The organism is Mesorhizobium sp. WSM4815 (assembly GCF_055811575.1).
Genome location: NZ_JBVVQS010000075.1, coordinates 53808 through 77787, shown reverse-complemented (window position 1 = coordinate 77787; position 23980 = coordinate 53808). Strand labels below are relative to the sequence as shown.

Annotated in this window: 23 protein-coding genes; 7 read left to right on the top strand and 16 right to left on the bottom strand. The window is 64.6% G+C overall.

Annotation, left to right across the window (positions count from 1 at the left end):
• Positions 1–34: 34 nt before the first annotated feature.
• Entirely contained in the window at positions 35–928 is an 894-nt protein-coding gene (locus AC0L2B_RS04050; RefSeq protein WP_473744310.1) for a DMT family transporter, read from the bottom strand.
• Between the two features lie 89 nt (positions 929–1017).
• On the opposite strand from AC0L2B_RS04050, the gene AC0L2B_RS04045 reads away from it, so the two are divergent.
• A complete protein-coding gene (locus AC0L2B_RS04045; protein ID WP_473744308.1) occupies positions 1018–1944 on the top strand; it encodes a LysR substrate-binding domain-containing protein in 927 nt (308 codons plus the stop codon).
• Positions 1945–2087: 143 nt separating this feature from the next.
• Positions 2088–2321: a DUF2093 domain-containing protein gene (locus tag AC0L2B_RS04040; protein WP_027153867.1), complete on the top strand. Its 234-nt coding sequence runs from the start codon at positions 2088–2090 to the stop codon at positions 2319–2321.
• Between the two features lie 242 nt (positions 2322–2563).
• Here the strand turns inward: AC0L2B_RS04040 and lpxK are convergent, their stop codons facing one another.
• From lpxK to AC0L2B_RS04010, 6 genes are all read right to left on the bottom strand, one after another.
• Complete coding sequence (gene lpxK / locus AC0L2B_RS04035; protein ID WP_128176849.1) at positions 2564–3592, bottom strand: tetraacyldisaccharide 4'-kinase; 1029 nt, start codon at positions 3590–3592, stop codon at positions 2564–2566.
• Between the two features lies 1 nt (position 3593).
• Positions 3594–4910 carry a lipid IV(A) 3-deoxy-D-manno-octulosonic acid transferase gene (waaA, locus tag AC0L2B_RS04030; RefSeq protein ID WP_287068306.1) on the bottom strand — a complete coding sequence of 439 codons (1317 nt, stop codon included), beginning with the start codon at positions 4908–4910 and terminating at the stop codon, positions 3594–3596.
• Positions 4907–5695, bottom strand: a complete 789-nt coding sequence (locus AC0L2B_RS04025; protein WP_473512991.1) for a lysophospholipid acyltransferase family protein — start codon at positions 5693–5695, stop codon at positions 4907–4909. Before AC0L2B_RS04025 ends, waaA begins: the two co-directional genes overlap by 4 nt.
• Positions 5696–5700: 5 nt before the next feature.
• Complete coding sequence (locus tag AC0L2B_RS04020) at positions 5701–5946, bottom strand: DUF4170 domain-containing protein (RefSeq protein WP_023802307.1); 246 nt, start codon at positions 5944–5946, stop codon at positions 5701–5703.
• A 76-nt stretch (positions 5947–6022) separates the two neighbouring features.
• Entirely contained in the window at positions 6023–6832 is an 810-nt protein-coding gene (locus AC0L2B_RS04015; RefSeq protein WP_473744305.1) for a 3'(2'),5'-bisphosphate nucleotidase CysQ, read from the bottom strand.
• A complete protein-coding gene (locus AC0L2B_RS04010; protein WP_473744304.1) occupies positions 6819–8162 on the bottom strand; it encodes a TldD/PmbA family protein in 1344 nt (447 codons plus the stop codon). The genes AC0L2B_RS04015 and AC0L2B_RS04010 overlap by 14 nt, the downstream gene beginning before the upstream one ends.
• A 323-nt stretch (positions 8163–8485) precedes the next feature.
• Here AC0L2B_RS04010 and AC0L2B_RS04005 point away from each other — a divergent pair, with 323 nt between their 5' ends.
• The 3 genes from AC0L2B_RS04005 to AC0L2B_RS03995 are packed head-to-tail and all read left to right on the top strand — an operon-like array spanning position 8486 to position 10668.
• Positions 8486–9574, top strand: a complete 1089-nt coding sequence (locus AC0L2B_RS04005) for a glycosyltransferase family 2 protein (RefSeq protein ID WP_023802304.1) — start codon at positions 8486–8488, stop codon at positions 9572–9574.
• Positions 9549–10235 carry a class I SAM-dependent methyltransferase gene (locus tag AC0L2B_RS04000; protein WP_473744303.1) on the top strand — a complete coding sequence of 229 codons (687 nt, stop codon included), beginning with the start codon at positions 9549–9551 and terminating at the stop codon, positions 10233–10235. The genes AC0L2B_RS04005 and AC0L2B_RS04000 overlap by 26 nt, the downstream gene beginning before the upstream one ends.
• A complete protein-coding gene (locus tag AC0L2B_RS03995) occupies positions 10228–10668 on the top strand; it encodes a GtrA family protein (protein ID WP_473744301.1) in 441 nt (146 codons plus the stop codon). Before AC0L2B_RS04000 ends, AC0L2B_RS03995 begins: the two co-directional genes overlap by 8 nt.
• Positions 10669–10690: 22 nt before the next feature.
• Here the strand turns inward: AC0L2B_RS03995 and AC0L2B_RS03990 are convergent, their stop codons facing one another.
• Positions 10691–11527 (bottom strand): GNAT family N-acetyltransferase, encoded by an 837-nt coding sequence (locus AC0L2B_RS03990; RefSeq protein WP_473744318.1) that lies wholly within the window; start codon positions 11525–11527, stop codon positions 10691–10693.
• A 176-nt stretch (positions 11528–11703) separates the two neighbouring features.
• Between AC0L2B_RS03990 and AC0L2B_RS03985 the strand changes: the two genes are divergently transcribed.
• Positions 11704–13029, top strand: a complete 1326-nt coding sequence (locus AC0L2B_RS03985) for an NAD(P)/FAD-dependent oxidoreductase (protein ID WP_473744299.1) — start codon at positions 11704–11706, stop codon at positions 13027–13029.
• Positions 13030–13393: 364 nt separating this feature from the next.
• Here the strand turns inward: AC0L2B_RS03985 and AC0L2B_RS03980 are convergent, their stop codons facing one another.
• Positions 13394–14371, bottom strand: a complete 978-nt coding sequence (locus AC0L2B_RS03980) for an ornithine cyclodeaminase family protein (RefSeq protein WP_473744298.1) — start codon at positions 14369–14371, stop codon at positions 13394–13396.
• Between the two features lie 227 nt (positions 14372–14598).
• Here AC0L2B_RS03980 and AC0L2B_RS03975 point away from each other — a divergent pair, with 227 nt between their 5' ends.
• Complete coding sequence (locus tag AC0L2B_RS03975) at positions 14599–15594, top strand: threo-3-hydroxy-L-aspartate ammonia-lyase (RefSeq protein WP_473744297.1); 996 nt, start codon at positions 14599–14601, stop codon at positions 15592–15594.
• Positions 15595–15734: 140 nt separating this feature from the next.
• On the opposite strand, the gene AC0L2B_RS03970 is transcribed toward AC0L2B_RS03975, so the two are convergent.
• From AC0L2B_RS03970 to AC0L2B_RS03940, 7 genes are all read right to left on the bottom strand, one after another.
• Positions 15735–16358 carry a hypothetical protein gene (locus tag AC0L2B_RS03970; protein ID WP_473744296.1) on the bottom strand — a complete coding sequence of 208 codons (624 nt, stop codon included), beginning with the start codon at positions 16356–16358 and terminating at the stop codon, positions 15735–15737.
• Entirely contained in the window at positions 16345–17508 is a 1164-nt protein-coding gene (locus tag AC0L2B_RS03965; protein WP_473744295.1) for a hypothetical protein, read from the bottom strand. Before AC0L2B_RS03965 ends, AC0L2B_RS03970 begins: the two co-directional genes overlap by 14 nt.
• A gap of 110 nt (positions 17509–17618) precedes the next feature.
• Complete coding sequence (locus tag AC0L2B_RS03960) at positions 17619–19628, bottom strand: glycoside hydrolase family 127 protein (protein ID WP_473744294.1); 2010 nt, start codon at positions 19626–19628, stop codon at positions 17619–17621.
• A 27-nt stretch (positions 19629–19655) separates the two neighbouring features.
• Positions 19656–20513 (bottom strand): carbohydrate ABC transporter permease, encoded by an 858-nt coding sequence (locus AC0L2B_RS03955; RefSeq protein WP_027153854.1) that lies wholly within the window; start codon positions 20511–20513, stop codon positions 19656–19658.
• On the bottom strand, positions 20513–21439 hold the full coding sequence (locus AC0L2B_RS03950; RefSeq protein WP_287186211.1) for a carbohydrate ABC transporter permease: 927 nt from the start codon (positions 21437–21439) through the stop codon (positions 20513–20515). The genes AC0L2B_RS03955 and AC0L2B_RS03950 overlap by 1 nt, the downstream gene beginning before the upstream one ends.
• Positions 21440–21616: 177 nt before the next feature.
• Positions 21617–22858 (bottom strand): ABC transporter substrate-binding protein, encoded by a 1242-nt coding sequence (locus AC0L2B_RS03945; protein WP_128169790.1) that lies wholly within the window; start codon positions 22856–22858, stop codon positions 21617–21619.
• Between the two features lie 55 nt (positions 22859–22913).
• Entirely contained in the window at positions 22914–23969 is a 1056-nt protein-coding gene (locus AC0L2B_RS03940) for a LacI family DNA-binding transcriptional regulator (RefSeq protein ID WP_473744292.1), read from the bottom strand.
• Between the last annotated feature and the right edge of the window lie 11 nt (positions 23970–23980).

The window sequence follows — 23980 nt, the reverse complement described above, 5'->3', positions numbered from 1 at the left end:
TTTTCGAGTCAAGAGACAGCCCCAACCCTCTGATTCACCGCTTCAAATTCACCACGATGACGCCGCCGAGCGCCAGCGCGCCACCGAGAATGCCGAGCAGCGTCGGCACCTCGCCCAGCCAGAAGAAGCCGATCAGCGTCGCCACCGGGGAAACCAGATAAAGGAAGTTCGAGGCGCGCGCCGCCGGCAGCCGGGAAAGTGCTGTCGCCCAGGCGGCGTAGGCGATGAGGCTTGGCACGATGCCGAGAAAGACGACGGCGCCGAGACCGGCGGTATCGGCAACTGCCGCCTGCGCCAGGCCGTTCGGCAGGAAGGGCAGCAGACAGAGCGCGCCGAGCAGCATGTTCGAGGCCGAAATGGTCAGTGGATGATGGCGGGCAAACAGCGGCTTTTGCACGATGGTGTTGACCGCCGAGCACAGCGCCGAGCCGAGGACCAGCAGCGCGCCATTGTCGAAATGCAACCCTTGTCCCTCGCCCATGGCGATGATGCCGATGCCGGCGAAGGACAGGAATGTGCCGGCCCAGGCCAGGCCCGAGAAGCGTTCGCCAAGCAGCGCCATCGCCATGATCGCGGTGAAGATCGGGCTGACATTGATGATGAAGCCGGCGGCACCCGCCGAGACGGTCAGCTCGCCGAAATTGAGCATTACCGTGTACAGCGCAACGAAGACGGCGCCGCCGAAGGCAAAGCGCCATAATTCATCGAGCCGGGGCAGCGCCGGCCGCTTGACGGCGAGGAAGATCGCCGCCGGCACCGCCGCGATGGCGAAGCGCAGCGCGCCAAGTTCCAGCGGCCCGAAAGCGACGAGGCCGGCACGGATCGCCGGAAAGGCGGAGGCCCAGCCGACCACTGTCAACGCCACCGCAATGGCCGCCGTGGTGTCGATCCGCTGTGTCGTATTCAACGTGCCGGTACAAGCGTTCATTTCATTAATCCCGCGTTTCATGCTCTCAACATACAAAGCGCCTTTCCCGATCGGTTGACAAACGACCAAATCGAGGGTCAGCTGTGATTATGGATCACAGCTCAGACGCGATGCTGCCGCTCGAAACCCTGCGCGCCTTCGACGCCGCGGCACGGACGGGTAGCTTTTCGGCCGCTGCCGAAAAACTCAACCTCACCCATGGCGCCGTCAGCCGGCAGATCGCCAAGCTGGAGGACTGGCTCGGGCTGAAAGTGTTCGATCGCGGCGCGCGAGGTGTCTCGCTGACGATCGAAGGCAACCGCCTGCATCTGCGCACCACTGAGGCCTTCGCGCTGATATCGAGCAATTCGGACCGCTGGATCGAGCCGCGCGGCACCGCCGTGGTGCGGCTGACCTCGATTCCCTCGGTCAGCGGGCTGTGGCTGATGCCGCGCATGGCGGCGCTGGAAAACAATCCGTCCAGGCTGCGCATCGTGCTCGACGTCGATATCCGCCAGGCGGACCTTGCCGACGAGGGCATCGATCTGTCGATCCGCTGCGGCCGCGGCCGCATCCCCGGCCGCGTCTCGGTGCAGCTGTTCGAGGAACATGTGTTTCCGGTCGCCTCGCCGGACCTCGCCCGCGAGATCGGCCGCGGCGACCCTGCCCGGCTGCTCAAATTCCCACTGATCAACGATTCCGACGCCTCGGCCTGGCGTGCCTGGTTTGCCGCACAGGACATCGACTATCGCCCGCGTCCGCAGGACCGCCGTTTCGAGGACTACAATCTGGTGCTCGGCGCCGCAGCCCATGGTCTCGGCATCGCGCTGGCGCGGCCGCCGATGACCGAGGATCAACTGAAGTCTGGCCGTATCATCGCCGCCGACGAGCGCGTCGTCCTCAGCCCGATATCCTACTGGCTCGACCGGCCTATCGGGCGCCCGCGCGCCGCCGCAGCCGAGCTTGCCCGGCGCATCGCGGCCCAGGCCGGACTGGCATCGGAAAAGATCGAGGATTTCATCGCAGCCGAGCAGTAGGATGCGGGGCATCCACTTTGCCGGCCTGCTCGGCTGGTTGCCGTCCGAAACGAAGCCGACTGAAGCCAATCTTGCCTCGCTCGGAGCTTGACCTTGCCGGCATTTTGTGGCGATGACATCGTCATGAACCTTGGCTCCATGTCATGATGAATCGCTTTGAAGGCCCCGGCGGCAAGGAAGCCCGTATCCGCTACCTGGACGGCGACTTCCAGGTGACCAGCCCCGGCGCCTTCGTGCGCTGTGCGGTCACCGGCGAAAGCATCCCGCTCGATGAGCTCAAATACTGGAGCGTCGCCAGGCAGGAGCCCTATGTGAGTGCCGCGGCCTCGCTGCGCCGCGAGATCGAGGCACATCCCGAACTGCGCAGCCGACGTTAGGGCGGCGCCATCAAAGCCGTTCAGTAGCGATCCTTCGCGCCCCCCTCTGCCCTGCCGGGCATCTCCCCCACTTGGGGGAGATCGGCAGCTTTAGCGCCCTGCTCATCCTGCGACGTTGGTGATTGGCGAAAGCCGGGGTGACGGCCGATCTCCCTCCTTGTGGGGGAGATGTCCGGCAGGACAGAGGGGGGCGCTGTCCCGCCAGCGTCAAACAGCTCTCCCAACGACGCAATGCTCCAAGATCACCCCTGCAGCTTGCGCTGCCGCCAGGCATCCAGCGTCTCGTCGATGATGCGTTCGGGCACGTGGTCGGGATCGAACACGGTGTCGATCTCCAGCACATCGAGCTGTCCGAGGAAATCGGCCGACGCGGCATCGTGGCGCAGCCGGGCGGCGTCCTTGGCGGTGGTGATGAGGCCAAGTCCGGCACCTCGCGCCGTCGTTGCCAGTTCGGCCAGTTCGTCCTTGCCATAGAAATGATGGTCAGGAAACGACCGGGCCAGCGCAACCTCGCCGCCGGCCTGACGGACCGTGTCGAAGAATTTGTCGGGATGGCCGATGCCGGCAAAGGCCAGATATCGCTTGCCGGCCAGCCCCGCCTTGCTGGTTGGCCGCGTATGCGCCTCGAAGATCGGCCGGCCGGCGCGCGCCGCCTGGCGAACGACGGCATCGGCAGCAAGGCCCTCGCCCATCTTCAGCAGCGCGCTGGTGAAAACCAGTTGGTCGACGATACCAGCCCTGAGCGGACCGCCAGGAATGACGCGGCCGTTGCCGACGCCGTAGCGTGCGTCGACGACGACCAGCGCATAGTCGATGTGGATGCGCGCGCTCTGGAAACCGTCATCCATGATCAGGAAATCACAGCCATGCTTTTCCAGCAGGAGGCGTGCGCCGGCGGCACGGTTCGGCGTCACTGCGACCGGCGCATGCGCAGCCAAAAGCAGCGGCTCATCGCCGACATGCTTGGCGGCGTCATGGTGCGGATCGACGACATGCGGCCGCGCAAAGGAACCGCCATGGCCGCGCGACAGGAAACCTGGATTGAGCTGCATGCGCCTGGCTTGCCGGGCCAGCGCGATCGCCACCGGCGTCTTGCCGGTGCCGCCGACGGTGAAGTTGCCGACGCAAAGCACCGGCGCCTCGATCTTCTCGCGCGCCGCTGAGCGCATGCGGCGACCGGCAACCAGCGCATAGACCGCCGACAGCGGCGCCAGCGCCAGCGCCCGCCAGTCCGGTTCTTCCCACCAAAAGGGGGGCGCTTCGCTGGCCATCTTAACGGCCGTTGGCGCCCTTGAGGCGCGATTTGACGACCAAAGGCTGAATGTAGGGTTCGAGCGACTTCAAGGTGAGCGCCAGCGCGCCGCGCATCTCTTCGACAGTCGCCGCACCCGCCGCCATCATCTCGTGGCGAGCCACCTCGTTGGTCAACAGGAAATTGACGGCGCCGGCCAGCATGTCGCGGTCGCGCACCAGCTTGGCGCCGCCGCTGTCGAGCAGGCGCTGATAGGTCTCGCGAAAATTCTGGACGTTGCGGCCGGCCAGCACCGCCGTGTCTAGCATGGCCGGCTCCAGCGGGTTCTGGCCGCCCTCCGAGGTGAGCGACCGGCCAACGAAGGCGATCTCTGTCAGCCGGAGATAAAGCCCCATCTCGCCCATCGTGTCGCCGAGCAGAATGTCCGTATCGGCGATGATCCGGTCGCCCTTGCTGCGCCGAGCGAGTTTCAGGCCCATGCCGGAAATCTGCGCGGCAAGCGCTTCGGCGCGATCGGGATGGCGCGGCACGACGATGGTCAAAAGACCGTGGTGCCGCTTGTGCAGCATCGCGTGAACCTCGGCGGCGACCGCCTCCTCGCCGTCATGGGTCGAGATCGCCGCCCAGGTCGGGCGGGCGCCGATCTGGCGCTTCAGCGTGTACAGCGCCCTTTCATCGGCCGGCGGCGGCGTGGTGTCGACCTTGAGATTGCCGGATACGGTGACCGGCCGGGCGCCGAGCGAAAGGAAGCGCTCGCCGTCGACATCCGACTGGGCGACAACATGGGCGAGATTCTCGAACAGCGCTTCGGCGATGTTGGCGCGCTTCTTCCAGGATTTGTACGAACGGTCCGACAGCCTGCCATTGACCAGCACCTGCGGCACACGCCGTGCGCCGAGCTCGAGGATGGTCATCGGCCAGATCTCCGATTCGGCGATGATCGCCAGATCCGGTCGCCAATGGTCGAGGAAGCGGCTGACCGCCGGCTTGAGGTCGAGCGGCACGTATTGGTGGATGATGCGGTCGCCGAGCCGTTCCTCGGCAACCTGAGCGGAGGTGACGGTCCCCGTCGTCAGCACGATGTTGACGCCGTAGTCGAGGATGCTCTCAACCAGCGGCACGACGGCGATCGTCTCGCCGACGCTCGCCGCATGGATCCAGATCACCGGCCCCTCGGGGCGTTCGCGCCCGGCGATGCCATAGCGCTCGCGCCGGCGAATGCGGTCCTCCTTGCCCCTGGAGGTGCGCCAGGCGACATAGGGCCCGACCAGGGGATAGGCGGCAGCGCCTGCGAAACGATACGCCGTCAGGAAAGTGCGCGCCCAGCGCTCGCTCATTTCGAGCCATCCACGAGGCGGTAGGCCTCGGCGGTCGCGGCGTTAAGCGCGGCCGTGACCTCCTGGCGCTTGCGTTCCATTTCAGCCTCGTCCGCAGTGGCAGGAACGAACACCGGCGCTCCGAGCACGATCGAGTAGCGGCCGAACGGCAGATTGATCGTGGTCTTGTCCCAACTGCGCTCCAGCACCTTGCGGCGGCTGGTGGCGATGGCGGCGGGCAGGATCGGCCGGCCCGAAAGCCGCGCCAGGAGAACGATGCCAAGCCCAGCGTCGCGCGGCGTGCCATGTGGAATGTCAGCGATCATGGCGACGTTCTTGCCGGCGGCGAGTGACTTTTTCAGGGCGATCAGCGCTTTGGCGCCGCCCTTGTCGCGACGCTTCGCGCCTTCGCGTCCGCCCGAGCCGCGCACCGCCTCGATCCCGAATTTCTCGATCATCAGAGCATTGAGCTCAGCGTCGGCGCTACGCGATACCATGGCGACTACTGGCCGTCCCTTGGGATAGTAGGCCGGAGTCAGAAGATGCTGGCCGTGCCACAACGCGACGATGGCGGGTTCGAACTGCGAGTAGGCGCCGCCCGACATCTGCGCCGATCCGTCGACAGCACGGTTGGTCAGGCGGACGAGGCGAACGAACTGCGCAAACAGGCTGGCGATCGCGTTCTTGACGAATCGCGATTGCGCCAGCGGTTCGCGTATCTTGCGCCAGAATGTCTTCGGGGTGCCACCGCGGCGCCGCCTTGCCGCGGACCTCGTGGCCGGCCCTTTCACGCCTTCATGATCCATCCATGTCAACCGGCAGGCTTGTTTTCGGGGTCGAGCAACCGGTGCAGGTGAACGACGAAATAACGCATGTGGGCATTGTCCACGCTGGCTTGGGCCTTGGCTTTCCACGCCGTTTGCGCGGATTGATAATCCGGATAGATGCCGACGATATCGAGCGTCTCGAGATCACGGAATTCTGTCCCGCCAAGCGTCTTCAGTTCGCCGCCGAACACCAGGTGCAAAAGCTGCTTCTTTCCGTCTTCCGCGGTCATGTCGGTCCTTCACATATCGTGAGTTTGTGACAGGTCTAGACCAAAGCCGCCGACTTTGGAACCATTGATGATACGTTCAGCCGTCCAGCCCTGCGACGACGGCGGAGAGGACGGCGAGCAGTTCGCCGCTGCCGGCAACCAGCGCGCCGTGCTGGATCACTTCGCCGGCATAGCGCGGTGCGCGGCCCTTCTGGTCGAGCAATGCGCCGCCGGCCTCGCTCAGAATGAGATCCGCCGCGGCGATGTCCCAGTCATGTGCGCTGGGTTTGACGAAGGTCGCGTCGAGCCTGCCATTGGCGACCATCGCCAGCCGATAGGCGAGCGAGGGAATATAGGGCACGCGGCTCAGCCGGCCCTGCCATTCCGCCGGCATCAGGGCGATCAATGGCTTCGGCCCGCCAATTTCGACCATCGCTGCCGGGCGGCGCACGGCAATGCGCCGGCCATTCAGGAATGCCCCCTCACCGGGCAGCGCCCAATAGGTCTCCTCCGTGGCAGGACATTCGAGCACGCCGGCAAGCGTGCGGCCGTCCTCAACCACCGCGACGCTGACGCACCAGGAGCGCAGGCCTTCGAGGAAGCCGCGCGTGCCGTCGATCGGATCGACGACGAAGGTGCGGCGGGCGGCAAGCCTTGCCGGATCGTCGGCCGTCTCCTCCGACAGCCAGCCATAGTCCGGCCGCGCTGCAAGCAAGGTTTGGCGCAGATAGGCGTCGGCGGCGTGATCGGCCTCGCTCACCGGTGAGGTGCCGCCCTTCATCCACACTTGCGGATTGTTGCCGAAATAGCGCATGGCGATGGCGCCCGCCTCGCGGGCAGCGTCGCGCAGCAGCGGCAGATCCTCACGAGCCCCGGCGGCGGAGGCGACCTGGTCAAGCTCCGGCAAGGGTCATGCCTTCGATCAGCAGCGTTGGTGCGGCGGTGCCGAAATTGCGATCGAGATCGCTCGCCGGAACCATATTGAGGAACATCGTCTTCAGGTTCGAGGCAATGGTCACTTCCGCAACCGGATAGGCGAGCTTGCCATTCTCGATCCAGAAGCCGGAAGCGCCGCGGCTGTACTCGCCAGTCACCATGTCGACGCCCTGGCCGAACACCTCGGTGACGTAAAAGCCTGATTCGAGCGACTTGATGAGGTCCTCGGGCGTCCGCTCGCCCGGCTCGATGGCAAGATTGGTCGATGACGGCGAGACGGAGGAGCCGTTGCGCGAGCCGCGCCCGTTGGTGGTCAGCCCCAATTCCCGCGCGACTGAGGTCGACAGGAACCAGTGGTTCAAAACGCCCTTCTCGACCATGAGCAGCTTTTCACCCTCGATGCCTTCGCCGTCGAACGGACGCGACGCCTGGCCACGGAGCCGGAGCGGCTCGTCGGTGACGGTGATCGCGGCCGCCGCCACCTGCTTGCCCATCATGTCGCGCAGAAAGCTGGTCTTGCGCGCGACGGAGGCGCCATTGATGGCGCCGGCGAGATGGCCGGCGATGCCGCGGGCGACGCGCGGGTCGAACACCACATCGACCGGTCCGGTCGCCGCCTTGCGCGCGCCGATGCGCCGCGCCGCGCGTTCGCCGGCCTTGCGGCCGATGTCCTCGGGCGCGTCGAGATCGGAGAAATGCTGGCGCGAGGAGTATTCATAGTCGCGCTCCATGCCGGTGCCCTCGCCGGCGATGACGCTGGTCGAGCGCGAAAAGCGCGAGGCGACATAGTGGCCGACGAAGCCATGCGAGGTGGCGAGCACCAGCCCGCCAAGCCCGGCGCTGGCGCCGCTGCCGGCCGAATTGGTAACGCCCTTGACGGCAAGGGCCGCCGCTTCCGCGGCCAGCGCCGCTTCCTTCAACTGGTCGGCCGAGACTTCCGTCGGATCGAACAGATCGAGGTCGCGCGGCTTCTTGACCAGCAAGGCCGGATCGGCGAGGCCCTGGTAGGGATCTTCCGGCGAGACTTTCGCCATCGCCACGGCGCGCTCGGCCAGCGCTTTCGGGTCGGAGGCAGCGGTTGCCGAGACGCTCGCCACCCGCTTGCCGACGAAGACGCGCAGCGAGACATCCTCGCTCTCGGACGCCTCGGTGCCCTCGACCTTGCCAAGCCGCACCGACACGCCGGTCGAACGGCCGCGCACCGCAACCGCGTCGGCGGCGTCGGCGCCGGCCCGTTTGGCAGCCTCGACCAGGGCCGCGACCCGGTCGGTCAATTTCGCTGAGTCCAGCGTATCGGTCATGCGCATAGTCCTGTTTTTCCGCCTGACATAAGGGGCGGCCGCTCCGCACCATCTATTGTTCTGATGTGGCTTGTGCAATGGCAGAAGTGGCAAGCGGGGTAGATCGGCCAGCAGACACCCGGTTTTGGGCGGCATGATCGAAGCGGGCCTCAAAGGTTGCTTCGCGGCGGTTTCGGACTGGCCGATTGCCCAATGGCGCCGTGCTCCGACCACAAGTGGACGTTCGATTGCGGTAACGCCTGTGTTCCTTTCCACGCATGATCGGCACCTGCCCGAAACCGCTAAATTTAGCGATTTCTTGTATGTCCTTGGAACTTTGTAGCTTGCGTTCCATTTTCAACGGCATGCGAGACCCTGTGATCCAAAGCATCAGGACTGCGGTGAACGTGTCGCCGCCGCGGTACTCGCTGGTCCTTCCCATATACAATGAAGAACAGGTGCTGCCGCGACTGATCGAGCGGATCAGTTCGCTGATCGGCCGGCTGGACGGCGAGACTGAGGCGATCTTCGTCGATGACGGAAGCCTCGATGGGAGCGTCGAATACCTGCGCAACGTCGTCGCCGTCGAGCCGCGCTTCCGGCTGATCGAGCTTTCCCGCAATTTCGGCCATCAGGTCGCGATCACCGCCGGCATGGATGCGGCTGCGGGTGATGCCGTCATCGTCATGGATGCCGACCTGCAAGACCCGCCGGAGGTGGTCCTCGATCTGGTGGCGAAGTGGAAGGAAGGCTTCGAGATCGTCTATGCCCGCCGTGTCAAGCGTGAGGGCGAATCCTGGTTCAAGCGCCTGACGGCGAGTCTCTTCTACCGCCTGCTGGAGAAGATGACGTCGGTCGACATCCCCCGCGACGTCGGCGATTTTCGCCTGGTCGGGCGCAAGGCTCTGGAAACCTTCAAGCAAATGCCCGAACACGACCGTTTCGTCAGGGGCATGTTCGCCTGGATGGGGTTCAAGCAGACGGCGGTGCCTTTCGAACGCCCGGCGCGGACCCTTGGCCAGACCAAATACCCATTCTGGAAGATGATGCACCTTGCCGTTCACGGCATCGTAAGCTTCTCCGAGAAGCCGCTGCGCATGGCGCTGTGGGGCGGATTGGCGATCTCCGCGCTTGCGGTGTTGTTCGGCATTTACGCCATCTTCGCCTGGATTTTTGAAACCGGCATCATTGCCGGCTGGACATCCACGGTGGTGATCGTGTCGCTGCTTTGCGGCATCAATCTTTTCATGACCGGCGTGGTCGGGCTCTATGTCGGCGGCATCCACGCCGAGGTGAAACGCCGTCCGCTTTACGTGATCGATCGGGTCGCCGGCTTCGACAAGGCGATGCGTGCCGCCAGTGAGAGCCGTCGACCGTTTCGAAAACCCAGGAACGGAGCCTCGGCTGATGGCCGAACTCTTCGACAGCTATAAATCGAATTATGGCGAGACGGTCGCAGGATCCATCCGGTTTTCCGGACTCGGGCACGACTTTTTTCTGATCGCCAAGGCCGACCTGCTGCGGCGTCTCGCCGTCGAGCGTGGGCTTCGACAGGGCGGGGTGCGGGCACTGGATATCGGCTGCGGCGTCGGGTCGCTCCACCCTTATCTCGAAGGCGCGTTCGAGAGCCTGGATGGCTGCGACGTTTCGGAACAATCGATCCTGCGCGCCGGCCAGGACAATCCGTGTGTGAGCTACCGGGCCTGCACGACGCCGCGCCTGCCTTATGGCGACGGCGCGTTCGATCTGGCTTTCGCCAGTTGCGTCGTCCATCACGTTCCGCCCGCCTCCTGGCTCGATTTCTTCCGGGAAATGCGGCGCGTCGTGCGGCCGGGCGGCGTCGCCTGCATCATCGAGCACAACCCTTACAATCCGCTGACGCGTCTCGCGGTGTTGCGGTGTCCGTTCGACCAGGACGCGGTCCTGCTCAACGCCGCCAAAGCAAGGTCGCTTTTTCAGGAGACGGGTTTTCAGGATATCCGATCCGAGCACTTCCTGCTGCTGCCGTCGGCCAGGTCCTTCGCCAGACGACTCGAGCGCCTGCTCGCGCCTCTACCGCTCGGGGCCCAGTATGCGTGCAGCGCGCATGTCTGAGGACCGTTCGACTGCCGGCGCCGGGCTGAAGCTGCTGGCGCGCTTCGGGTTGGTCGGCATCGCCGCGACAATCCTGTATGCTGCCCTGGCTATCGGTCTGGTCGAATCGAAATGGATCGGCCTTTCGCCGGTTCCGGCGTCGCTCGCGGCTTACGCGGCGGCTGCCGTGTTTTCATATTTCGCCCATAAATCAGTAACCTTCATGTCGAATGGATCGCATCGATCGGAAGCTGCGCGTTTTCTCCTGCTGACGGCGACAGGCTTTGCCGTGGCTTACGCAGCGCCGGCGCTCTTGACGGCGAAACTCGGCCTGCCGCCGATCATTGCCATTGTGGTTACATGCCTGCTTGTTCCGGCGGTCAATCTTCTCATGCTCGACCGATGGGTTTTTGCGCAGCGAGGACCCGGCGAGCACAGCGACCGCTCCACCTGATCCATGGCCTTCTGAGTTGGCCTCAGCCGAGGGCCTGGCTGGCCAGGACAAAGATGCGTGCGTTCGTGGAACCCGGGATATTGCTTGCGCCCCGAAGCATGGCAACCGGCCCGCCCACATGAGCGAGCCCCAGTCCTTCGAGCCAGGGTGAAAGGCCGGCGTCTTCAGGGATGTCGATGCGCACGAAGCGGCCCTGCATTCCGGAGAGAATGAAGGCGATCAGGGTTCTCGCTTGATCGCGATCCTGCGCCACGACCGGTCCGACGACCTCGCCCCTGCCAAATGCCCTCACGGCCGCGAAGGCCGCGATGCCGTCCTCGTTGGTGATGGCGGCAAACCGTCCCTCGCCCGCCAAGGCGTTCATGAGCGCGGCACGATCCGCACCGAAGGCGGCGCGATCGAGCACGGTGAGTGTCGGAAGGTGCTCGGACCCGATCCATTCCACGGCCGGAGGCGCACTGATCTGCCCGACGGTGCCCTGGTGCTGCCGAACATCGTGCGTCGCGACAAAACCCAGCTTTTCATAAAGAGGCAGTCCGTCGGCCGTGGCGGTAAGGCGGCACTCGCGGTCGCCGGCCTGCTCGAGCGCGGTGGTGGTCAGCCGCCGTCCCAGCCCGCGACCACGCATTGCCTCATCGACGATGATGGTGTTGAGAGTTGCGCAGGTATTTCCGAAAGGGGTCATGAAGGCGGTTCCCACCACCCTGCCGCCTTCCAACGCGACCTGACCTTCGCTCAGGGACCAGATCATGGCCCAGTCTTCCTTCCGGTGCGGCCAGCCGGCCGCTCGCGACAGGTCCGTCGCTTCCCCAAGATGGTGCGCTTCAAAAGGTTCGAATGTGACGGACTGGGTGTTCATGAGCACCAGGACTGTTGGAGTGGGAAGACTGACAGGACGATAGAACCGCCTCTTCCGCGCCACCCGCCGAATGCCGGCAATATTCGGTGCAAAAATACCAAAATGCCGCTGCAGTCAGTGCATTCTGCGGCACCGGTCGCCGATACTGCGAGCTATCATTGATTGCCGAGGCCGCCATGTCCCCTTTAATCCACCACATCAGCAGCGATGAAACGCTGCCCAAGTCAGCGGACGTCGTGGTGATCGGCGGCGGGATTGTCGGCGCCAGCGCGGCCTATTCCCTGGCGCGGCGCGGCCTGTCGGTGGCGCTGATCGAAAAGGGCTATGTCGGCTGCGAACAGTCGAGCCGGAACTGGGGCTGGTGCCGCCGGCAGAACCGCGATGCACGTGAATTGCCGCTTGCCAATCTGGCGCTGCGGCTGTGGCAAGAGCTGACCGGAGAGATCGGGCACGACCTTGGCTTTCGCCGTTGCGGGCTCATCTATGCGACGGACGATCCAAAGCAGCTCGCCGAATGGGACAAGTGGCGCGCGGTTGCGCGGCGGTTCGACGTCAAGACGCGGATGCTTACGGCCGAGGAGGCCACTGCCGCCGTTCCCACGGCTGGCGGCCGCAAATGGCTGGGCGGCGTCCACGCGGCAGACGATGGCAAGGCCGAGCCCTGGCTGGCCGCCCCGCGGATCGCCGAGGGCGCCCGCAAGCATGGCGCGACCATTCATCAGAACTGCGCGGCACGCGGCCTGGATATCACCAATGGGCAAGTGAGCGGCGTCGTCACCGAGAAAGGCCTGATCCGCACCAACGCGGTGCTGTGCGCCGCCGGCGCCTGGGCTTCTGCTTTCCTGCGCATGCATGCGGTTTCGCTGCCGCAGGCCAGCGTCCGTCAGACCACCTTGCGGACCGGTCCGGCACCGGATCTTGGCGGGGCAATATTTACCTCTGACGGTGCCCTGACGCGCCGGATCGACGGCAGCTACACGATAGCCGCCAGCGGCAGGGCGACGCTCGAGATCACGCCGCAGGGGATCCGCTATGCCCGCCCGTTTCTGCCGATGTTCATCAAACGGCTGAAGGCCGTCGAGATCGGCGTAAGTCGCTCGTTTTTCGCAGGCCCGGAAACACTCGGTCGCTGGCATCTCGACAGGCCGACCCCGTTTGAGCGCATCCGCGTCCTCGATCCCGCTCCGGACAAGCGAATGGCGGCAAGCATCATGACGCAGATAAGGGCCCTGTTCCCCGCCATTGCCGATGCCGGCATCGTGTCCTCCTGGGGCGGGTATATCGACTTCACACCGGACGCAGTGCCGGTGATTTCGGCGGTGGACAGCATCGGCGGAGCGTTCGTCGCCGCAGGCTGTTCCGGACACGGCTTCGGCGCCGGCCCCGGCATTGGCCATCTGGCGGCGGATCTGGTCGCCGGTGACGCGGCAAGCGTCGATCCGACGCCATTCCGCCTGTCACGCTTCGCGGACAGATCCAAAATGGAAGTCGGCGCCTTCTGACGCGATTGACCGCAATGGCAACAGCAAAGGGCGCTGAGCGATCGTTACCTACGGGCTCAGGCGCGATCTGGACCGTTTGATGACCGCTCTCGCCGATGCGGTCGCCGCCGCCGCACCCTCTTCCGGCATCCAATACATACAGGCGCGCTTCAGGCACACAGCTTCACCGCGTCCACGGCGCATGTCCGCCATAGTCCGGCGTGGCAGTTCGTTCCTTTCGGACAGAGGAAGCTGTGGTCAGTTCTCAGCGATGACGAAGATCTTCTTGAGTGGACCCTTCGGGGCGAGCTGATTGACTGTTCCGTGCGCAACGAAGATTGCGTCTCGAGCTTTGTTCCGTCGCCGTCGGTCACTTCGGCCCGGCCTACCAGCGCCATGGCACGCGCGTTCCCGTGCCCCGGCTCCTGGCCTGTCGCCAGAGCATATCCGCGACCGTCAGATCCTGCAGCGCGAGCCCGGTCATATCGAAGACCGTGATGTCGGCGGCATCGCGCGTGAACGGAATTTTTCCGGTCAGAAGATCGCCGATTTCGATTGCCCGGCAGCCGGTGTCCCACTGGCCTTCGCCGACAGCGGCCGATTGCTCGCAGTCGTCGGCAAAGAGCCGTACCCGGCGAAGCAGGCCGTCGGGCAGTTCCCGCTTGCCTTGCGTATCGGCACCCACGGCGTTGATGTGCGTGCCGGGCCGCACCGCTTCTGGCGGAAACAGCGGCCCGCTGCCGGGGGTCGCGGTGATAATGATATCGCTCGAGCCGACAGCTTTGGCGGCTTGGTTCGAATGGGCCGGCGCGAAATCCTCGAATGCCGCCTCGAACGCCGCGTCGGGGCGGCCGTCCGCCGTCAGGTAATGGATGGTGTCCAGACCGGGCATCTCACGCAGTGCCAGGCGCAGCTGGATCCGGCCCTGGGTGCCGGTGCCGAAAACGCAGATCGACCGGCTTTCGGGGCGGGCCAGCAGGGTCAGGCCAATGGCGCCAGCCGCCCCTGTGCGCAAGGTGGTGATGGCGTTCCCGTCGATGATGCACAAGGGACGCCCGGTGTGCGGGTCGAAAAGCACGATGGTCGCCTGATGCGGTTCCTTGCCGAGCTCGCGGTTGGCTGGCCAGAAGCCCGCTGCCTTGAAGCCCAGAAGATCGGCTTTCGGCACGTCGCCCGACTTGATGCCGAAAATGCCGCCGGTATGCAGCTTCTCGCGCACAAGCGGAAAGACCCTGCCTTCGCGCGCACTGTGAAGCTCGAAGGACCGCCGCACGGCATCGAGGACGGCATCCGGCTCCAACAGCGGCGCGACCTGATCGCCCGCAAGCAGTACCAGCTGCGACTCGTCTGCGGTGACGGACATGACATCTCCCCGGCTTTCCCTCATTCTAGCCAGCGGTTCTCGGGGGAAGACAGCGGTGTTGGCTAACGAGCGGCATTTCCTACGGTTTGTCGCCCGCCATTCGGGCGAATGTTGCGCCGACCTTCCCATCGAATGCGATCGCTGGTTCGCGCAAACACGTATCCTCGCAGACAAGCAAGCCCACCATCGGCCAGCCCACCACCGGCAAGCGTAGAAGGCGACCCGCAATGCCCCTCAATATCCCGACATTCGACGATGTTCTGACCGCCGCGGCGCGCCTCGCCGGATTGGCCCACCGGACGCCGATGCTGACCTCGCGCACCTTCAACCAGCTGACCGGCGCCGAGGTGTTCTTCAAGTGCGAGAACTTCCAGCGTAGCGGCGCGTTCAAGTTCCGCGGCGCCATGAACGCGCTTCTGGCCTTGGATATTTCGGCGCGGGCGCGCGGAGTGGTGGCCTATTCTTCGGGCAATCATGCGCAGGCGCTGGCCTATGCGGCCGCGATCAAGGGCGTGAAGGCAGTCATCATCATGCCCAGGGATGCGCCCGAGCTGAAGGTGCGTGCCACCCGCGGCTATGGCGCCGAAGTGATATTCTACGACCGCTACACGGAGAATCGCGAAGAGATTGGCGGCAGGATCGCCGCCGAGCGGGGAGCCGCCCTCATTCCACCCTATGACCACCCCGATGTGATTGCCGGGCAAGGCACGGCGACACTTGAACTTATCCAGGAGGCCGGCTCTCTCGATGCCCTTTATGTCTGCCTTGGTGGTGGCGGCCTGCTCGCCGGCGCCGCACTGGCGGCAGCGGAATGCGCGCCCGCCTGCCGGGTCGTCGGGGTTGAACCGGAGGCCGGCAATGATGGTCAGCAATCGCTCGCGCGGGGTGAGGTCGTCACCATCGAGGTGCCGAAATCCATCGCCGATGGCGCGGTCGTCACCCATCTGGGCGCGCATAATTTTCCTGTCATCCGCGACAAGGTTGCCGCTATCACCACGGTCAGCGACGACGAGCTCATCGAATTGATGCATTTTTTCGCCGAGCGCATGAAAATCGTGGTCGAACCCACCGGCTGCCTTGCAGCGGCGGCGGTTCGCAGTGAATCGCAAAAACTGCGCGGCCAGCGCATCGGTGTCATCGTCAGTGGCGGCAATGTGGATCTCACGCGCTTCGCCAGCTTGATCATGGCGGCCGCAGACAAAACGCCGCGCGGGCAGGCCTAAGGCAGGTCGGGCGCAGCTGGTATGGTGCGGTCCTGCGCTGGCAATGCACTTTTTGGTTGTAACGCCGTGATGCAGCGTTCGGTGAGTACGCGCATTGCGTGCGTCACGAAAGGCATGGGACTGCAGGCCGTTGAGCGTGATCAAATCGCATCCAGCCGCAACGACACCAGCTTGATGGAGCGCTTGTAGATGTTGCTGGCGGCCGGAGTCGGCGGAATGCCGTCGAGATAGTCGAAGGCGATTTCGAGTATATCGGCCTTGCCGAGAGCCGCCGGTGGAACGACGAACGAGACCGTTCGTGGTTCTTTGCCAGACAGCGTCTCCGCATGCACCCGAACACCGTTCACCGAGATCACCACCCTTTGCGTGATCTGCGGTGGACGAATGACGGCGGCCATTTGCAGCGTGGCCATCAGGCCGTCGCGGAGCGGCGGTATCTTCACGCGAAGCCGCGAGGTCTCGCCTAGCGAATGGGTGCCGTCGCCTGCCGACCCCGACCAGCCGCAGACCTTTATGCTGGCTGCCCGTTTGGCGCCGTCGCTCCGGAACGACACCGTCTGGCCAAGTGTGTAGCTGCCGGTCGCATCGCGATTGAGGCAGGTCGTCGTCTGATCGATGTAAAAGGCGCGGTAATCGGCGTTGACGTTCGGATTGAGAGCCAGCGCTAGGATGACGATCTCGGACCCGGCCAGAACTGCCGCAAGCGCGTAGCCGCCAAGCGAGGCGGCGCGCCGATACGGGGCCGGAATGTCAGACCAGGGCAAGATAGCCTCCGATCCACGCCACAGTCATGAAATAACAGGCGCCAAGGAAGAGAACCAAAGCCGCGAGCCAAATCAGCCTCGACGCCGACAACAGGACGACGAGCAACATGGTCAGGGGCGCAAGTCCAATGACATATCTGACCATCGAGGCCAGGTTGGTGATCAGCGGCAGGATGATGCAGAGCGCGCAGAACAGTGCCGCGCCATATTGCCTGCGTACCGCCAGGACGGCCGACAGCGCCAGACCGGCGATCGCGGCGAGCGCACTCCATTGCGGCGACGTAGGCAGCCATCCGGTGGTCGGGACAGCTGAGAGCCCGTCCCACAGGAAGACCAGCGGATTGCCCGCCACCCGTCCGAAGGCGCGCTGGATGTGCAGGAATGCAAAGCCGTCTCCGACGGTGAGGTACAGGAACAGGATGTAAGCGAACAAACCGGCCGGCGAGATAAGGACAGCGACCAGCAGATCCGGTCGGCCAAGCAGCCAGCGTGGGAAAGACAGCGCCGATCCGCCCTGCCGGCGATGCTCGCTGAACATTTGAATGACGGTTGCAAAGACGACGAAGACTCCGACCAGCCTGGTCGCCGACAGCAGCGCGGATGAAACGCCCGCGGCGAGATAGCTGGAGCGCTTGAGCGCCAGAAAGACGCAGGAGGTCAGCAGCACGAAAAGCGGTTCGCTCAGGAAGGTCGTGAAGTGAAACGAGAACGGCCCGCTGAGCAAAAACGCGCAATACAGTATATAGGCACGCATGTTCTTCTCGAGCAGCGGCCACGCCACCAGACAGGCGGCGTAGCTGCACGCAATCGAGGTGATCGTCGCGATCAGTATCGTAGGGAAAGGGAAAACTGACCGGATCGCCGCCACCAGCATCGGATAGAGGGGGAAGAAGCTCCAGCGACCGACATTGCTGTGGTTTGGAATGGGAAAACGCTCATAGCCCTGTTCGCTGATGCCCACGTACCAGGCGCAATCCCACCGGCACAGCGCACGGGCATAAGCCGCAAAACCTGTTTCCTCCGACACCGAAGCAAAAGCCGTATAGCGGATGGCCAGTCCACCGATCACGAACAGCAACGGCACCGCCGCGACGGTCATGACCATGGCGCGAGCACCAGCGCTCGGACGCGCGACATCTTCGAGCGCCAACTCTGCCTCCACCCATTCGAGCGGCTAGCGCCACTCTCCCCTCTAAATTAGCGCCGCCGGGGCAAATTCAAGACATCCCTGTCGTCGGCGGCATCATCTTCGTCCCCGGATCACGAGTCTCTCAGCCAGACCAGCATCTCGCCGGGATTGCGGTTGTCCCAGGCAAAATACGGCACGGCGGTGATTTTTGCTTCCTCAACCGCCGGCGGTTCGGTGCGATAGAGGCCGTTGTCCCAGTCTTCAAACGCCTCTTTCCTGGCAACAGCCGAAAGCGTCACGACGCCGCCCAAAAGGTTGGGCTGCTGATGCGCCTCGATCTCGGCTGTCGGCGGCAAGGCGATGCGGTGCAGCTGGCCGGCATTGTCGGTCTCCTCGACGCAATAGATCAGCGGGCCGCGGGCAAGCGCGACGCGGCCGATATCCTGCCGCACCTGCGGGTTGGCATAGAGCCGGTCGATGGCCATTTCGAGGTCGAGCTCGACCTGGTCGCCCTTGCGCCATTCGCGCCGGATCGCGGCATAGCCGTCGCTGGTGACCGCCTGCAGATCGAGCGCCTCCCCGTTCACCTTGAGCGCCGCCTTGCGGCACCAGGCCGGCAGGCGCAGGTGCAAGGTGAATGTCGTCGGCGCCTCGGGCTCGATCGTGATCGAGACCGCGCCGTCCCATGGATAGTTGCTGGTCTGGCGCAGCTCCATTTGCGTTCCTGCGATATCGAAACGAGCCGTGCTGTTTCCATAGAGATGGACGGCAAGGGCATCGCCGGACAGGCCGTAGAAATAACTGCCGATCGAGGCGACCATGCGGCCGATATTGGGTGGGCAGCACGGGCAGCGATGCCATTTCCAGCGGTTGTGCTTGCCCCGGCTTTCCAGCGGATTTTCATAGAAGAACAGCGTGCCGTCGAGCGACAGGCCCGAAATCGAGCCGTTGTAGAGCGCCCGCTCCATCATGTCGGCGTAACGCGCATTGGGGCCCATGCCGAGCATGCGGCTCGCCCAGAACACCAGTCCGACCGAAGCGCAGGTCTCGGCATAGGCGGTTTCGTTGGGCAGATCGTAGTCTGATGTAAAGCCCTCATTGTGCGACGACGGTCCGAGGCCACCGGTGATGTAGAGGTTCTTGGTGGTGAGGTCGTCCCACAGCCGGTCGAGCGCCGCGCGCAGCGTGTCGTCGCCATATTCGGTCGCGATATCGGCCATCCCGGAATAGAGATACATCGCCCTCACCGCATGGCCGACGACCTTGTCCTGCTCGCGCACCGGCTTGTGCGACTGGCTGTATTCGTAGGTCTTGAAATGATAGGCTTTTGGGTCGGCGCCGCGGGCACGCGCCTCCTCGTCGAAATAATGCGGCTCAAGGCCGCGCTGGTCGATGAAGTATTTTGCCAGGTCCATGTACTTCTGCTCGCCGGTGACCCGCGCGAGCTTGACCAGCGCCAGTTCGATCTCCTCATGGCCGCAATAGCCTTTCTTCTTGCCGGGCTCGGCGCCGAAGGTCTCGGCGATATGGTCGGCATAGCGGCACATGATGTCGAGCAGCTTGCGTTTTCCCGTCGCCTGGAAGTAGGCGACCGCGCCTTCGATCAGATGGCCGGCGCAGTAGAGCTCGTGGCAGTCGCGCAGATTGGTCCAGCGCAGGCCGGGCTGGATGCGCTGGTACCAGCTGGAGAGATAACCGTCGGGTTGCTGCAGCTTGCCGTACATGTCGATGACGGCGTCGATCTTCTTCTCCAGCGCGTCGTTGCGGCGGCGGTACAGCGAATAGGCGGCGGTCTCGATCGTCTTGCCCCAGTCGGAGTCCCAGAACATCTGGGTGGTCACCGTCGAGCCGGTGAATTCGTTGCCGGCGGCGGCGGCCTCGTCCGGCGAGGGTGAGTGGAACGGAATGACGACGCCCGGAGATGGCCGGTCCGGATCGATCTGCTCGAGCATGCGCGCCTCGACGCAGCGATCATAGAGGATGCCGGCGGTCGTGGTGGCGACGGCATCGGCACGGTCGCCCCAGAAGCCGCGCACATCGACCTGCGGCACCGGCAGCGGGCGGAAGGCGCGTTTTGGCTTGTCCGACTTGCCGGTTTGGTCCAGCTCGGCAGCCGGCTTGGCGGATTGCGATGCGGTCATCAATTTACTCCGGTTCGGTTCGAATGGTCACTTCACGGCCCCTGCCATGAGGCCGCGGATGTAGAAGCGCTGCAGCAGCAGGAACAGCACCAGGCATGGCACCATCATCACGGTGACCCCGGCCTGCACCGCGCCCCAGTCGATGGCGCCGAAGCGGCCCGACTGCAGCGCCGTCATCATGATCGGCAGCGTGAATTTGGACTGGTCGGTCATCAGCACCAGCGCCGCCAGAAACTCGTTCCAGGCGCCGAGGAACGCGAACAGCGCGATGGTGACGATGCCCGGCCAGACCAGCGGCAGCATCACCCGAAGCAGCATGGTGACATTGTTGGCGCCGTCCATGCGCGCCGCCTCCTCGATCTCGCGCGGCACCGCGTCGAAGGCATTGCGCATCATGAAGATCGAGAACGGCAGCTGCAGCGTGACATAGACGCAGACCAGCCCGGTCAGCGTGTTGTGCAGGCCGATCTTGGTCAGCACCAGGAAGATCGGCGTCAGGATCGACTGGAACGGGATCATGATCGTCGACAGGATGAGGACGAAGAGCAGGTTCTTCAGCGGAAAGCGGAAGCGCGAGAAACCGTAGCCGGCCAGCACGCTGACGATCACCGACAGCACCACCGTCATGACCGAGACATAGATGCTGTTTTGCGCCGGCAGCCAGAGGCCATCGCCAAAGGTGTTGAGCGTGGCATAATTCTCGACCGAAAAACCCGTCGTCGGCCAGGGCGGCAGCGGCGGCTGGCGCGATTCCTGTGCCGGCTTGAAGGCCGAAAGCACGGTCCAGACGATCGGCGCCAGGAACAGCAGCGAGGCGACGATGCCCGTCGCGTGCTCGGCGATCTGCATGCCGATGCGGCGTTTGCGGCTCCTTGCCTGCGCCATCAGTCAACGCCCTCCGGTTGGCGCAGCAGCCGCAGCTGGATCAGGCTGAGCGCGACCAGGATGACCAGCAGGACCATCGACAGGGCGGCGCCGTAGCCGAGCTTGAACGACACGAACGACTGGTTGAAAATCCAGTAGACGGCGGTCAGCGTCTGGTTGCGCGGTCCGCCGCGCAGGATGATGTAGAACTGGTCGAAGGCGAGCACCGAGCCGGCAACCGACAGGATCAGCGCCAGCGCCAGCGTGCGGCGCATCAGCGGCAGGGTGATGGCGCGAAACCGCGCCAGCGGCCCTGCCCCGTCGATCATCGCCGCCTCCTGCAGATCCGGCGGGATCGATTGCAGGCCGGTCATCAGGATGATCATGGTAAAACCCGCCACCTTCCAGACGACCATGGCGATGATCGACCAGAACGCCGGCTGGAACGTCGCCAGCAGGTTGACCTTCCTTTCGGTCAGGCCGAGCTCGAAGGCGGCCGGGCTGAACAGGCCGGAATCGACATTGAGCAGCCACGACCACAGCAGGCTGGCCGAGGCGAAACCGATGACGGCCGGCATGAAGAACGACGTCCGATAGAAGCCGGTCAGCGGCCGCGGCCTTTCGATAAACAGTGCCAGCGGAAAGGCGACGACGAAGATCGCGATGGTGACGATCACCGTATAGTAGCCGGTGAATTTGAGCGCGTTCCAGAACCTGGTATCGCGCAGGATCGCCCAGTAATTGTCGAGGCCAATGAACGAGTGCGCGCCCATCAGCGGCCAGTTGTGCAGCGACATCCACGCCGTCATGCCAAGCGGAATGATGAAGAAGACGACGACCAGCGCGACGGCCGGCGCGACATAGAGCAGGCCGACCCACTGCCGGCGGCCGGCGCCGACCAGTTTTCTGGGGCGGGCTGGGGTGGAGATGGCTGCGATGGAGGTCATGGCTGTTCTTCCATTAGCGCTGCGTCCCCCTCCCCCTTGAGGGGAGGGTCCGGCCGAAGGCCGGGGGTGGGGTCGCCTGTGCAGCGCGCCGACGCAAAGAGAACGTCGAGCACTGCCGCAACGACCCCACCCGGACCTGCGGTCCGACCTCCCCTCATGGGGGAGGTAAGCCGGCGCTTACTGCTGCGGCGCCGAATCGATGATCGACTGCATGGTTTCCTGCGCATTGGCGATGGCGCCATTGACGTCTTCGCCGAAGAAGACCTCGTTGACCATCTGGTTCCACGGACCGTTGGCGGAGTTGATCAGGTCGTTGAACACCACCGAATAGGGCGTGCGGCCCTTGGCCATGGCCTCGGCGGCGATCTTGTAGCGCGGGTCCAGGTCTTTCAACGCCTCATTGGCGATATCGCCGCGCACCGGAAGGCTGCCGTATTTCGCCAGGATGGTCTGGCCCTCGAGCGAATAGGCGAAATCGAGGAACTCCTTCACGACAGCGATTTTGGTGGTGCCCTTGGTGACGACGAAATTGTCGCCGCCGGCAAAGGACGACCAGCCGCCATCCTTGCCAGGCAGGAAGGTGACGCCGTAGTCGATGTCCGGATATTGCGTGTTCAGCGCGCCGATGGCGAAGGCGCCGGACGGCGAGATGCCGATATTGCCGGCGGCAAACGCCGCAAAGAAGTTGGAGCCGGTATCGGTCTGCGCGCCGGCCGGCACCAGGTCCTTCTTGACCATCGAGCGGTAAAGATCGATGGCGCCGCGCAACTGCGGGCTGTCGAGCGTCGCCTTCGAGCCGTCCTCGGTGAGGATGTCGCCGCCCGAGGCCCAGATCAGCGGCGTGAAGGTGAAGATGTTGCAGCCGCCGCAATTGCCGGAGAAATAGAAGCCTTTGATATCGCCGCCGAGCGCGTTGACCTTTTCGGCATAGGCCTCGATCTCGGCCCAGTTGGTCGGGCCCTTTTCAGGGTCGAGGCCGGCCTGCTTGAACAGTTTCTTGTTCCAGATCAGCACCGAGCTATCGGCGGAGAACGGCAGCCCGTAGATGCGGTCCTTGTAGGTGCCGGTTTTGACGTGCGCCGGCGACAGGCTGTTGAAATAGGGCAGCGATTTCGCCCAGTCGGTGATGTCTTCCAGCTGGCCGGCGGCAGCGAAGGACGGCGTGTAGATCAGGTCGAGCGACAGCGCATCGGGCGCTGTGCCGCCGGCGGCGGCAGCGCCGTATTTCGGGATGATCTCGGCATTGGGGATGATGTCCAGCTTGATCTGGTTCTCATGTCCCTTGTTGAAGGCATCGACGATGCGCGGCATGAAGTTCGAGCCGTCGGCCCGGACCCAGATGTTCGCGGTCTCGGCGGCGGCGGACGGAAAGCTCAGGATGCTCGCGGCAATAGCGAGCCCGGCAATCATAGTTCTCATGGTTCTCCTCCTGATGGTTTTGCTTAGGCCGCGCTCCCCGCACGGCGTCTTAATCTCAGCCGTCCGGTGGACGGCCGCATGACTGACGCACCACCAGCCGGCACGGCAGTTTTCGGATGCCCGGCTCGGCGGGTTCGCCGCCGACGAGCGAAAGCAAGGTGAGGCCGGCCTCGCGCCCGAGTGCCGCCAGGTTCATGTCGACGGAGGTCAGCGGCGGGCGGGTTGCCTCGGCGACGATCTGCCAGTTGTCGAAACCGATGACGCCGACATCGCCCGGCACGCCAAGCCCGCGCTCGCGCAGCGCGTCGATGACGCCGCGCGCGATCTGGTCGTTGCCGCAAAACACGGCATCGGGCTTTTCGCCCCCGCGCTTCGACAGCTTACCGTCGAAAAGCGTCTTCACCGCCTCGTGACCCCACGCTTCCGACCACGATCCGAGCAATGGTTCCATGACCGGCAAGCCTTTCTCGGTCAGCACGTCACGATAGGCCTGTGCCCGCGCGTGCACCACCGCAAAACTCGCCGGCCCGCTGACATGGGCGATGCGCCGCCGGCCAAGCCGGCAAAAATGCTCGACCGCCAGGCGCGCACCGCCGGCGTCGTCAGAGACAAAAGCAATGGCGCCGGGGTCGGGCTGAGTGAAGGCGTAAATCACGGGAACGCCGAGATTGGAGAGATCGACCGGCAGATGGCGGTCGATCCGCTTGCCGGTAGCGATGATCCCGTCGACGCGCTTGTCGAGCATGGCATCGACATGAAGCTGGCCGAGGCGCTGGTCGTCCTCGACATTGCACAAAAACACCGAGACGCCCTTGTCGACCAGCGCATCCGAAATGCCCGACATGACCGGCAGCGAAAAGCGGCCATAGGTATCGTTGGTCAACAGGCCGACGGTAAAGGAGCGCCGGCGCAACAGGCTCTGCGCCAGGCTGTTCGGGCGAAAGCCCAGCCGCTGCGCCGTCTCGCGAATGCGCTCGCGGGTCTCGGCGGTCATCCGCCCCTGCCCGTTGAGCGCTTTCGACGCCGTGGCCACGCTGACGCCGGCAAGGGAGGCCACCTCACGCAGGGTGACGGGCTGCTTGGCGGGCGCTGGCGAGGCGTCGGAAACCATGGTGCGCGGCG